The following is a 528-nucleotide window of genomic DNA, read 5'->3' as shown; positions in this document are numbered from 1 at the left end:
TCGAGGCGGGCAGTTGGTATTGGCACTTTGTGGATGTGGTGTGGATCGGGCTGTTTTTCTTCGTCTATGTGCTGTGAGAAGCCTTACCACGGTGCGTGAGACACCAGCTGGCCGCTGAAAAAGCCCCAGGCGATCAGCGCCACGGTGATCACGGCCAGTACGACACGCACGGTCAAGGCAGTGACGAGGCGATTGGAGTTGCCCTCGTCCTTGACCAGAAAGAACAAGCCACTGAACAGGCTCACAACGGTCGCGATCAGCATCAGGGCAATAGCGGCTTTGAGCATGGTCTGGCTCCAACGGGATGGGCGGGCAATGAAAACAAGTATAGCCAGCGCCATAAAATGCTTTCGGCCAGGAATCGCACCGACATTGGTGGTGTTGGTGCTGCTGCCGTTGATGGTCGGCCTGGGGTTCTGGCAGTTGTCTCGCGGCCATGAAAAACAGCTGCTGGTGGACAGCTACGCCGAGCGGCGCGGGGCAGATCCGATCAGCAGCGCGCAACTTAGCGACATGGCGGACCCGGCC

At 59.1% G+C, this 528-nt stretch carries 2 protein-coding genes; one reads left to right on the top strand and one right to left on the bottom strand.

Features of this window, described 5'->3' with window-relative positions:
- Nucleotides 1–83: 83 nt before the first annotated feature.
- Nucleotides 84–287 carry a twin transmembrane helix small protein gene (locus OMK64_RS21600; protein WP_016978774.1) on the bottom strand — a complete coding sequence of 68 codons (204 nt, stop codon included), beginning with the start codon at nucleotides 285–287 and terminating at the stop codon, nucleotides 84–86.
- On the opposite strand from OMK64_RS21600, the gene OMK64_RS21595 reads away from it, so the two are divergent.
- Nucleotides 286–528: SURF1 family cytochrome oxidase biogenesis protein (locus tag OMK64_RS21595; RefSeq protein WP_524536926.1), on the top strand; the 243-nt coding region annotated here is incomplete at its 3' end. The two genes, OMK64_RS21600 and OMK64_RS21595, sit on opposite strands and share 2 nt — an antisense overlap.

Source organism: Cellulomonas fimi (assembly GCF_028527925.1).
Classification (GTDB): domain Bacteria; phylum Actinomycetota; class Actinomycetes; order Actinomycetales; family Cellulomonadaceae; genus Cellulomonas; species Cellulomonas fimi_C.
Note: the sequence above shows the minus strand (reverse complement) of the source record. Positions and strands in the feature narration are given on the sequence as shown.

Coding starts and splice junctions, on each gene's coding strand:
- OMK64_RS21600 (WP_016978774.1), bottom strand. CDS start 287: ATGCTCAAAGCCGCTATTGCCCTGATGCTGATCGCGACCGTTGTGAGC.